At 60.6% G+C, this 10,808-nt stretch carries 9 protein-coding genes; 6 read left to right on the top strand and 3 right to left on the bottom strand.

Translation table 11 applies throughout. The features are described from left to right. Window positions 1-2,056: acyltransferase family protein (locus tag CIK74_RS17000; protein ID WP_141392985.1), on the top strand; the 2,056-nt coding region annotated here is incomplete at its 5' end. 26 nt (window positions 2,057-2,082) lie between these two features. Here the strand turns inward: CIK74_RS17000 and CIK74_RS16995 are convergent. Beyond that, window positions 2,083-3,408 (bottom strand): ISL3-like element ISPfr2 family transposase, encoded by a 1,326-nt coding sequence (locus tag CIK74_RS16995; RefSeq protein WP_096257562.1) that lies wholly within the window; start codon window positions 3,406-3,408, stop codon window positions 2,083-2,085. A 430-nt stretch (window positions 3,409-3,838) separates the two neighbouring features. Continuing rightward, on the bottom strand, window positions 3,839-4,150 hold the full coding sequence (locus CIK74_RS16990) for an antibiotic biosynthesis monooxygenase (protein WP_027020518.1): 312 nt from the start codon (window positions 4,148-4,150) through the stop codon (window positions 3,839-3,841). A gap of 108 nt (window positions 4,151-4,258) precedes the next feature. Here CIK74_RS16990 and CIK74_RS16985 point away from each other — a divergent pair, with 108 nt between their 5' ends. Further along, complete coding sequence (locus CIK74_RS16985) at window positions 4,259-5,200, top strand: helix-turn-helix domain-containing protein (protein ID WP_096222961.1); 942 nt, start codon at window positions 4,259-4,261, stop codon at window positions 5,198-5,200. 472 nt (window positions 5,201-5,672) lie between these two features. Here CIK74_RS16985 and CIK74_RS16975 read toward each other — a convergent pair whose 3' ends face one another. Next, window positions 5,673-5,966 (bottom strand): DUF4287 domain-containing protein, encoded by a 294-nt coding sequence (locus tag CIK74_RS16975; RefSeq protein ID WP_096257560.1) that lies wholly within the window; start codon window positions 5,964-5,966, stop codon window positions 5,673-5,675. A 323-nt stretch (window positions 5,967-6,289) separates the two neighbouring features. Here CIK74_RS16975 and aqpZ point away from each other — a divergent pair, with 323 nt between their 5' ends. The 4 genes from aqpZ to CIK74_RS16955 all read left to right on the top strand — a co-directional run bounded on the left by aqpZ (window position 6,290) and on the right by CIK74_RS16955 (window position 10,748). Continuing rightward, window positions 6,290-7,039 (top strand): aquaporin Z, encoded by a 750-nt coding sequence (gene aqpZ / locus CIK74_RS16970; RefSeq protein ID WP_096257559.1) that lies wholly within the window; start codon window positions 6,290-6,292, stop codon window positions 7,037-7,039. Between the two features lie 152 nt (window positions 7,040-7,191). Then, window positions 7,192-7,965 (top strand): type II CAAX endopeptidase family protein, encoded by a 774-nt coding sequence (locus CIK74_RS16965; protein WP_096257558.1) that lies wholly within the window; start codon window positions 7,192-7,194, stop codon window positions 7,963-7,965. Between the two features lies 1 nt (window position 7,966). Beyond that, complete coding sequence (locus CIK74_RS16960) at window positions 7,967-9,151, top strand: MFS transporter (RefSeq protein ID WP_096257557.1); 1,185 nt, start codon at window positions 7,967-7,969, stop codon at window positions 9,149-9,151. Window positions 9,152-9,302: 151 nt separating this feature from the next. Next, the gene (locus CIK74_RS16955) at window positions 9,303-10,748 is read left to right on the top strand and encodes an APC family permease (RefSeq protein WP_096257556.1); all 1,446 of its coding nucleotides are present in this window, start codon (window positions 9,303-9,305) and stop codon (window positions 10,746-10,748) included. The last annotated feature ends 60 nt before the right edge of the window (window positions 10,749-10,808 follow it).

The raw sequence follows: 10,808 nt of genomic DNA, 5'->3' as shown, positions 1-10,808 counted from the left end.
ACATTTGGGGAGCAGTTCACCCGGTGCGCTCAGCGGCGGCTTTATCGGTGTCGACATCTTCTTTGTCATTTCCGGCTACCTGATCACCGCGCATCTCTATCGCGAATTACAGGGCACCGGGAAAATCTCCTTACTGAACTTCTGGGCCAGACGCATCCGCCGGCTTTTGCCTCTGGCATTCACCGTGCTCCTCGCGACAGCCTTGCTGGTTTATCTGTGGATCCCCGCCACCGAGCACGGAACAATGTTCAAGCATCTTGCAGCCGCCGGACTCTATGTGGAGAACTGGGCGCTGGTCTCGGACGCGACCGACTACGCCGCCGCCGGGCAGATGGCGACCGCGGTTCAGCACTATTGGTCCTTGTCGGTTGAAGAGCAGTTCTACCTTTGCTGGCCATTACTGCTGTTGGCCGGCGCCTGGCTCATCCCGAAGATTTTCCCTCAGAAGCATATTTCCGGTGCCGGACTCCGAGGCGGGTACTCGGTCCACCGCATCATGCTGATCACCATCAGCATCATCGCGGTACTGAGTTTTATTTACGGTTTATGGATCACCGCGGCGAACCCAGCTGGCGCTTATTTTGATACCGCGGCGCGAGCCTGGCAGTTTGCCGTCGGAGGGTTGGTGGCGCTTCTATGCATCAACCGAGGTGTCCGTGGTTGGGCCGGAATGCTGCTGGGCTGGGCTGGATTGGCAACACTGCTCATTGGTGCGCTGATGATTCCCACGCTGACCAGGTTCCCCGGAACCATGGCGTTGGTACCCACACTGGGAACTGCAGCCGTCCTCGCTGCTGCCAACGTTAGCCATGGGTTTGGGCGTTGGTTTTCACACGGTACCTGGCTCTCTCTTGCTCCGGCACGCTGGCTTGGTGACATCAGCTACGGCGCGTACCTGTGGCACTGGCCGCTGATTATCGTGGCACCCTTTGTGCTGAACACCGAGCCGAAGTGGTATCACGAGGCAGGAATCTTCGCGCTGACCCTCCTGCTGGCATGGCTGTCGCAACTCTTGATTGAAAACCCGCTACGTTTTGGTTCACTGCTCAAACCGGTAAAGAACGCATTGATTTTTGCACTGGCTGGAATGCTCATTATTGCCGGTGTTAGTTGGGCAGGAACCGCTGCCTCGGCGCAAAGCGCCAACCTGCCCCGAATGAGCCAAGATGATCCTTGTTATGGAGCCCGCACATTGCTGGATCCGGTGAACTGTCAGCCGGTGGAATCGGATTTTGCCCCATATCCTTCGGCGGTCGCAGTATCCCAACAGGTCCGGGCACCTTTGTTCCCAGGATGCGAGACCGACACTCTCGAGGTGGGGGATAAGAACTGCCTGCTGGGAGACACCGAGAATCCCAAGCTCCGTGTTGCTGTCGTGGGGGACTCACACGCCACCGCGTGGCTTCCGGCCCTAGAGGTTCTGGCCAAAAAGCGTCGTTGGCAGCTTGAAACTCATATCCGCTCGGGATGTTCTCCTTCGCTGGCTGCCTTGAAGCAGGCCGAACAGCTCAGTGGCCAAGCCGAGCGTTTGTGCACCGATTCAATTCGGGCGCTGGGCCCACAACTAGCCAATGATGAAACTCTGGATGCCGTGATCGTGGCGGCTCAAGGCAATAAGCGCCAGTGGGTTTCCTCGCCCGGTTACGAATTTTCAGATCCCAAAACCGAAGGATTCACCAGCCTCTGGAAGTCGTGGACCGAAAAAGGCAAAAAAGTCGCGGTCATTCAGGAGGTCCCTCGGCTCGGCAACAAGAACGTGCCCACCTGCGTGGCTACGAACCCCGAAGATCCACAGGCCTGCTCCGTAACTCGCGACAAGGGCCTCTCCATCCGGCATAACTTGAAAAAGGCCCTGGACAGTAAAACTGCCCCGGAAGGTATCGTTCACGCAGACCTCACGAACAGCATCTGCTCCGATGAGCGTTGCTTCGCGGTCCTCGGCTCGCTGATCACCTACTATGATCAGTCGCATCTATCTCATGATTTTGCCCGTTCGCTGGCTCCCGAGCTAGGCAAGGAACTTGCCAAGGAACCGCTCTTCGCTTCGGGCTCCTAGGTTCTTCGACGCCGCCTTAAAGTGGCTCATCCCAATCGGGGGTGTAGGAGTTGGGGTCTGAAGCCGCCGGTCTCGAGCAGGCTTCGGGCGATGTAGTTGGTCAGGTTGCGGAACCCGAGTGCGGAGCCGCGCAGGTGTTCGAGCCGTCCGTTGAGCGCCTCGGTCGGCCCGTTGCTGGTGCCAGGTCGTTCGAAGTAGGCGAGCACGTCAGCGGCTCGCTTCTTCAGGGTCCGGCCCAGGGTGGTGAGCTCGGTGAGCACCTTGGGGACGCCGGCGCTGAGGTCGGTGATCAGCTTCTCCATGAGCTCGCGGCCACGTTGCCGGTCCTCGTGGCGATAGGCGGCGATCATGCGCTGGTAGACACCCCAGGTCGCCTCGACCTCGACGTGAGCGTCATCAACGAACAGCGCGCGTAGCCTGTCGCTCTGCTTGTCGGTGAGCAGGTCCGCGCCGGTGTGCAGCGTGCGCCGCGACTTGTAGAGCGGGTCGTCCCTGAACCCACGGTGCCCGTGGATCGCGAGTTGGACCCGGCGCCGGCACCTGTCGAGGGCGTCACCGGCCAGGCGCACGACGTGGAAGGGATCCATCACCGTGACCGCGTCCGGGATCTCCTCTGCAGCGGCGGTCTTGAACCCGGTGAAGCCGTCCATCGCGACCACCTCGACCGCGTCACGGAAGGCGTCGTCGCGGTCGGAGAGCCAGGTCTTGAACGCCGCCTTCGACCGGCCCTCGACCATGTCCAGCAGCCTTGCTGGGCCGGCGCCATCGCGGACCGGGGTGAGGTCGATGATCACGGTGACGTACTTGTCGCCACGCCTGGTGTGGCGCCAGAGGTGCTCATCGACGCCAATGACCTTCACGCCCTCAAACCGCGTGGGGTCGTTGATCAGCAGCCGCTTGCCTTCAGCCAGGACCGCGTTGTTGGCGGTGTCCCACGCGACCCCGAGTCCCTCGGCGACACGGGCGACGGTGAGGTGTGCGACCACGATCCCTTCCAGCGCCCACCGCAGCCCGGTGCGCGAGAGCTTCGCGCGTGGCTCCGCCGCGGCGCTGGTGTCTTGGCGCCACACGTGTCCGCAGTCGGCACAGCGGTAGCGGCGCACTACAACTTCCAGCACGGTCGGTCGCCAGCCCAGCGGCTCGTGGGCCAACCGCCGGATCACGGTGTCACGAGCAGCGCCTTCGCTGCCGCACCGTCGGCACCACTGATCTGGTTCCACCACGCGGCACGCGAGGACCGCACGATCCGGTTCAAGTCGTTGTCCGGTCACGCTCAGACCGAGGCCGTCGAGTCGAGCGAAGGCGGTCAGGTCAGGGCGGCCGAAGCCGGCCGGCGGGGTAGCGTCGGACACGTCGAGGTCTTTCGGATGGATGGCGTAGGAACCTCCGTCGTCGGGAGACCTCGACGTCTATCTGCGGACCGACGCGCCCGGCCGACCTACACCCTCATCTGGGAAGAGCCCTGAAACGTCTTCGACGACGACGGGACCGGCGAGGAGGAGGGCGCGGTGAGCTAAAGGAATGGAGCTTACTCGGATTCGACGCCGCCGCAAGCTCCGGTGAAACGGTCGGTTCTGGTGGTCGCGCGATGCGCTGGCCTCACGGCTCTGCCCGACACCGACGTCGCTCTCCTCTGCGACGGACCCCTCGCAGGCTGAGCGCTCGCGGCCGGCATCCTGTCCGTGTGCCGATAGGCCTCGCACCGCTCGGCAACGCAGCGTGGCGTTGCGTCGCGACCTGGCGACGGCTCGGCGGGGCGCGATGGTCTCGTGCGTTGGCGGACTACGGGAGCTTGGACGCGAGGACGTCGGCCGCCAGGATCTCGGGTGCTGCGCTGAGGAGGTGCTGGTTGGCCATCAGGGCTGCGACGATGGCGCCGTTGGCGTGGGCGTCGCGAGCGGCCTCGTCGGGGAATGCATCGAAGATCCAGAAGGTGTCGGCGTGGGTCCTGACCGCGAACCAGACAATCGTTCCTACTTCTTCGTTGGCGAGCGCGACAGCGCCGGCGAGCAGATCGGCGAGCGCGTCGTGCTGTCCATCGGCCGCGACGATCTTGGCGACGAAGGCATACGGAAGTGATGCGGGTGTTGACATGAGGGGTTCTCCTAGGTGTCGAGGTTTCTTGGTGAAGCAAGTTCAGTATATGACGAAAAAGGGCATGTGAGAAGTGGCGTATACGGCAGTATTGCTATTGTTTACGTCATGCGTATTGGACTGATTGCGATCGACGGCTGCTTCGGTTCGGCTATCGCGTCGATCATCGACATCGTGCGGGTGGCCGACGGAGCCCGCGGCGATGTCGACCCGCGGATCGACCCGATCGAACTCGCCATCCTCGGACCGAAACGGCGAGTGACCACGACGGCATCGATGACCCTGTCGGTGGACCACCCGCTGTCGGAGTCCGGAGAGTTCGACGTGGTCGTCGTCCCTGCGCTTGGAACCCTTACGGCCGCCGCTACCAACGACGCCCTCCAGAGCCGAGATGCTCGTTCGGTCATCGCCTCGCTCGGGCGCCTCGACGAGGCGACCACCCGGATCGCCGCGGCGTGCACCGGCGTGTTCGCCGTCGCCGAGACCGGACGGATGCATCATCGGCGGGCGACGACCAGCTGGTTCCTGGGGCCGGAGTTCCTGAAGCGCTATCCGACCGTCGCCCTCGATCTCGACACCATGGTCGTGGTCGACGGGAACCTCGTCACCGCCGGCGCCGCCTTCGCCCACATCGACCTCGCGCTCTCACTCGTGCGATCGATCAGCCCCGACCTGGCCCAACATGTCGCCAAGCTCCTCATCATCGACGAGCGTCCGTCGCAGGCGGCCTTCGTCGCCTACGAACATCTCCGGCACGAGGACCCGATCGTCGTCGAGTTCGAACGCTTCGTGCGCGCCCGCCTGGACGAACCGTTCAACGTCGCCTTCGTCGCGCAGTCGCTCGGCACCAGCCGGCGCACCCTCGAACGACGAGTCCGTGCGGCGCTCAACCTCACTCCGCTCGGCTTCGTCCAACGGCTTCGCATCGAACGAGCTCGGCACCTCTCAGCAACCACGGACCTCACCTCCGCCGAGATCGCGCTACGGGTCGGCTACGCGAACGCCGAGACTCTGCGCTCCCTCCTGCGCAGGGAGCGACGCCGTTCCTGACCTATCGCCATGCCTTAGAACCACCTCTCAGCACGTCGCGTCGACGCTCCTGCGTCGCCCCTGGACGCCCCACTCGACACGCCCGCAGCACAGGCCATGCGACGTGCCCCGGCTTCCCGGACGGTCGGGGTTGGGTGGCTATGATGTCGCTGCGTTCTCGTCGAGAGGATCAGCAGACCCGATCAGGGTCGATTGGGATGAGACGCGAAGGCGGTCAGGTCAGGGCGGCCGAAGCCGGCCGGCGGGGTAGCGTCGGTCACGTCGAGGTCTTTCGGATGGATGGCGTAGGAACCTCCATCGTCGGGAGACCTCGACGTCTATCTGCGGACCGACGCGCCCGGCCGACCTACACCCTCATCTGGGAAGAGCCCTTAAAGCATAGGGAAGCAACGTTGAGCGAACGCCATGCGCTGTTGAGCTGATTGCGCCGTGCAAGCTGGCAATTCCCACGCGTCTGGGGGAGGCTGGTTTGCTAGGTAGCGTCTGGATTTGTTGCCTTGCCATCCAGCCATAAGGTGTTGCTGGCATCTGCGTGGGATCCGCCGCTAGCTACATGCTTCTCGCTGATTTGCGCCCCTTTCGTGATCACATGGACCATCGCCATGGCGTGACCGCGACCCAGCCCGTATTCCTCCTTGAGCCACTCGATAATTGGAGTCGCTTTGGTGTCCGGTCCGAATCCGCGATCCTTTGCCTGCGTTAAAAGCTGCCGCGGGGTGAGCCCGGTTTTGGTCTCGACGGTATCAAGATAGGCCTGAAATGACATGTGTATACCTTCGCAGCGAAGTGGATTCGTGGATTCTCAACCTATACCGACCGGATATGGGTGACAAGGGTTAGGACAGCAGTTTATTTTCTTTGCTAAAACCGTGTGTGAGTGGTGTGCCGAGGGTTAGCGGCAGTTCTTTGAGGGCGTCTCAGGCTGCGGTTGCTGTATCCAGCCAACGTACCGCGTAACGGTGTCTACGAGTTCTGACTTTGTTCTGACGTGGACCGTCGAATATTTTCCTGAGGTTTCCATCAATTACTTAGATTAAAGCTTAGACTGTGAACATCTAGCGGTATTTTTCCTCCTAGAAAGACAGAAACATGTCAGAATCACCATCACCCACCACGAGTTCACGCTTGATGGCGGAGTTCCTCGGTACCTTCGTCCTAGTCTTCGGCGGTTGCGGTTCGGCCATCTTTGCCGCCCAGGTCTTGGACGGCGACACCATCAACATGGGTATCGGTTTCCTCGGCGTAGCCTTAGCCTTCGGCCTGACCGTGCTGGTCATGGTCTACGCGGTTGGCCATATTTCCGGTGGACACTTCAACCCGGCGGTCACCCTGGGTGCCGCATTGGCCAAGCGCGTGGAATGGAAAGCCGTTCCCGCCTACATGATCACTCAGGTGGTCGCCGCGTCAGTTGCAGGCTTGGCACTCTTCGCCATTGCTTCTGGCAAGGACGGATTTAGCGCCGTTGAATCCGGTTTTGCCTCCAACGGTTATGCCGAACGTTCCCCTGATGGCTACTCATTGCTTTCCGCGCTGATCGCTGAGATCGTGCTGACCGCAATCTTCCTGTTTGTCATTCTGGGATCCACCGATCATCGCGCTCCGGTAGGCTTTGCCGGAATCGCCATTGGCCTGTCGCTGACGCTGATCCACTTGATTTCCATCCCGATCACCAACACCTCGGTCAACCCTGCTCGCTCCTTGGGCGTCGCCTGGTTTGCCGGCCCCGAGGCACTGAGCCAGGTTTGGCTGTTTATCCTTGCCCCGTTGATCGGTGCGGCTATTGCCGGGGTGAGCTACTCGAAGCTCTTCTCCGCCCGGATGTCTGCCCCGCTCGTGTAATAAATCTTTGAACAAACCGCCTGCCCGCCGCACCTTGCCGGAGGGCAGGCACTTTCATGCGCACTAGCGGCGGCTCACTCTTCAGGGGAGATCAACGGCGCACACAGCCCCCGGATGCAAATGGCAGTGGCTTGAGTCGATAGGCTATGAATATGCAGCAACCCCCGCCATACTCACAGCAGTATTTCCTGCCGCGCCGCAAACAACGCGTCTTTGATCCCGGCGCGATGTCCCGTGGAGACTGGTGGACCGTCGGCGCCTACATTGTCTTCTTCGTCTTCGGCGGGGCCGCGCTCATTGGGCTGATTCCCGGATACTTCAGTGCGTTTGATACGCAGGAACAGGCCTTGTTCGGGATCAACTTGATCCTGTACACCACCTTCTTCATCCTGGCGATGATCCAGTGCGGCGCCCATTTCTTCGAGTCCTTCAAGACCATGAAGTACTACCCGTGGGCCAAATGGCTGATGCTACCGGGCGGCTGGCTACTGACAATTATCTGCTCTGCCATCGTGACAACAATTTTTGGTGGGCCACAGATCAGCCAGAACCAAGAAGCCCTGCAGGGGATGACCCTTGCAGTTCCGCTACCGGTCATGTTTGTGGTGACCGCGGTCTTTGGTCCTTTTGTCGAGGAGTATCTCTTCCGGCACCTGCTGATTGGCAAACTGTCACGCAAACTGAACATCTGGGTCTGCGCACTGATATCCACTCTCGTATTCGCGGGAATCCACTTCCTTAACGGCGGTGGAATCGCCTCGGTCACCCAGGTTCTGCCTTATCTGATGTTGGGCATTTTGATGTCCTTGGCCTATATCCTTTCGGGCAAATCGCTGGCTTACGCTTACCTGTTGCACTTCATTAATAACGCCATGGCGTTATTGATGCTTTACCTGGTGTATCCGCTACTTCCTACCGGGGTCTAGTTTGAGTTTTACCGGGCACGAACCACACTCAGTTCCTTACCGTGGCATGTTGCTGGCGTTGTTCGCCGGTGGTGTGGCCACCTTCTCCCAGCTGTATTCTGTCCAGGGGCTCTTGCCGAGCATCGCTGCGGACCTGAATATCAGTTCGTCCCAAGCGGCGCTGACGGTATCCGCGGCCACCTTGGGGTTGGCGCTTGCCGTCACCCCGTGGGCCATCATTTCGGACCGCATTGGCCGGCGACGCGTGATCGCTATTGCGCTGGCCTCCTCGGTGGTTCTGGGACTAGCAAGCTCCATGATGACCGTTTTTGAACCGTTGATCATCACCCGCTTCCTCGAAGGAATCGCGCTGGCAGGAGTTCCGGGGAGCGCGTTGGCCTATCTTGCCGACGAACTGACACCGCGCGCAGTCGCCTTGGCCAGCGGTACCTACATCTCTGGAACCACACTTGGCGGGTTAACCGGACGTCTGGTGGCCAGCTGGGTGGGAGAACCCGCCGGATGGCGGTGGGGTGTCGCGTCGGTCAGCCTGATGGCTGCTGCGGCGACGTTGTTCTTTCTGCTCAAAGCACCGGTTGCGCAGGGTTTTGTGGCGACCGAACAACGCGGGCTGCGTCCTATTCTGGGCAAGTTCAAGCGAGCGCTGGGCGGGCGCATGCCGTTGCTCTACCTTCAGGGTTTCTTGCTCATGGGCGGCTTTGTCGCCGTATATAACTATCTGGCATTCCGTCTGGAAGCGCCGCCCTTCCTCGTGCCCGCGTCCCTGGCCTCCTTGGTGTTTATCGCATACCTTTCGGGCACTTGGTCTGCGGTGGCCAGCGGGCGTTTGGTAGCGAGACTGGGTCGACGCGGCACGCTCTTGCTGAGCGTCGTGGTCAGCATGGCTGGGCTGATGCTGACCTTGCCGGGAAACCTGATGCTGATCATCCTAGGAATGATCATCTTCACCGCCGGGTTCTTTGCCGCGCATGCGGTGGCCAGTGGCTGGGTTCCCTTGCTTGCCCCGGCCACTCGCGCGCAAGCCGCGAGCCTCTACAACCTCTTCTACTACATGGGTTCTTCGCTCTTGGGCTGGCTCATTGGTATTCCCTTTATACATTTTGGTTGGGCAACAGTGGTCTTATGCGTTGCGCTGCTTCAGATTCTTGCCGTCATCTTTGCCATGTTTTTGAAACAAAAAAAGTAATCCGAGACATTAAAACCACCGCTCAACTCCCTATCGCTACCGTTGGTCGATGAATGTTACGCGTCAGCTGTGAGCTGCAAAATACCTCCCTGTGACGGACAGGACAATAGCTGATGGACTTATTTTCGATCCATCAACACGGAAGTACATTATGAGCAAAGATCTCGCCGAACCATCGGCAGCGCCAACAACCTTGGCTAAGACTTTAGGTAACTGGGACGCCCTTGCCCTGGGCTTTGGCGCGATGATCGGTTTCGGGTGGGTAGTACTCACCGGAGGTTGGCTGGATAACGCCGGCACCATGGGCGCGGTGTGTGCCATGCTCGCCGGTGGCGCAATTATGGCCATCGTGGGCCTGACCTACGCAGAACTTACCGCGGCTATGCCCAAGGCCGGTGGAGAACATAATTTCATTCTTCGCGCGCTCGGTGCCCGTTCCTCATTTATTGGCTCATGGGCAATTATCGGCGGCTATGTCACCATCGTGGCCTTCGAAGCCGTGGCTTTCCCGCGCACCGTGGAGTACATCTTCCCGGGCATGAGCAAGATTCCACTGTGGACGGTTGCAGGTTTCGAAGTACACCTCACCTGGGCCTTGGTGGGTGTGGCCGCAGGCGTGTTGGTGACCTGGATTAACGTGCGCGGCGTCAAGCAGGCTGGTGTGGTGCAAACCTTCACCGTGCTCTTCTTGCTCCTCGTCGGATTGCTGATGATCTTCGGTTCGGTCACCAGCGGTTCGGCGCAGAATATGGAACCGTTCTTCACCCCAGGCATGGGCGGCTTCTTTGCGGTGCTCGTTGCCGTTCCATTCTTGTTCATCGGCTTCGACGTGATCCCACAGTCTGCCGAAGAAGTGAAAATCCCGGCCAAGCAGATTGGCAAGCTGGTCGTCATCTCCGTAGTGCTGGCCACCCTTTGGTACGTGATGGTGGTGCTGACCACCGCCTCGGCCATGCCTGCGGCTGCGCTGGCTAACGCGGATATCGCCACGGCTGATGCCTTTGGTGCGCTGTTCAACTCGGATGTCATGGCGAAGATCCTCATTGCCGGCGGACTGGCCGGCATCTTGACCTCGTGGAACTCGCTGTTGCTCGGAGCTTCCCGACTGGTGTACTCCATGGCCCGTGGTGGCATGCTCCCGGCCTGGTTCGGCAAGCTGCACCCGAAGTACCAGACCCCCGCCAATGCGCTGTACTTTATCGGCGGAATTTCGGTGCTCGCGCCATTCTTCGGTGCGGAGATGCTCGGCTGGCTGGTTGACTCCGGTGCCCCGAGCATCATCATTGCCTACTTCTTGGTTTCGGTGACCTTCCTGATCCTGCGCCGCCGCGAACCATTGATGGTTCGTCCGCTGCGCGTGGCCGGCAAGGGGCGCGGTGGCGAGATCATCGGGTACGCCTCGGTCATTTTGACCGCGGCACTCTTCCTGCTTTACATGCCGGGTATGCCTGCCTCGTTGAGCTGGGAACCATGGCTGATCTTTGCCGCCTGGTGGGTACTCGGCGCGGTATTCTTCGTCAAGGTTCCTGGCGGCATCAAGCCGGGCCCGGATGCCGAGGAGGAGGTTCTCGCACGGGTTTTGGCGCGTAAACGCTAAGTCTTATCGGATCCAAAAAGGGGCCCAAGGCTCACCGAAATGAACTGCTCCCCAAATGTT

Source organism: Glutamicibacter sp. BW77, assembly GCF_002332285.1.
In the GTDB taxonomy this organism is placed as follows: domain Bacteria; phylum Actinomycetota; class Actinomycetes; order Actinomycetales; family Micrococcaceae; genus Glutamicibacter; species Glutamicibacter bergerei.
Note: the sequence above shows the minus strand (reverse complement) of the source record. Positions and strands in the feature narration are given on the sequence as shown.